The 255-nt window shown below is 71.4% G+C and carries 1 protein-coding gene; it reads right to left on the bottom strand.

Annotation, left to right across the window (positions count from 1 at the left end; all coding sequences use genetic code 11):
- A partial coding sequence (locus tag ACEPPI_RS40945) for a hypothetical protein (protein ID WP_373920304.1) occupies nt 1-255 on the bottom strand: 255 nt, incomplete at both ends.

The raw sequence follows: 255 nt of genomic DNA, 5'->3' as shown, positions 1-255 counted from the left end.
CCCGAGTCCCCGGCAGCCGCACGAACCAGCCGACGCCCGAACACACCCGAAGACCGAACCGCTACCTGGTCCTCACCGGCAACACCACCGGCCAGCACACCGGCCAGCCGGGCCATCACCCGCTCGTCCCACACCTCCGGAAGATCCACCAGGCCGCCCCAGCGCTCCGGAACCTCCAGAGCGGCAACCCGGCCCAGACCCCACACCTGCGCCTGAACCGCAGAGACGAGGCGGTCCGAACGGCCCACACTCACC

This window comes from Streptomyces sp. AB3(2024) (genome assembly GCF_041862025.1).
Lineage (GTDB): Bacteria > Actinomycetota > Actinomycetes > Streptomycetales > Streptomycetaceae > Streptomyces.
Note: the sequence above shows the minus strand (reverse complement) of the source record. Positions and strands in the feature narration are given on the sequence as shown.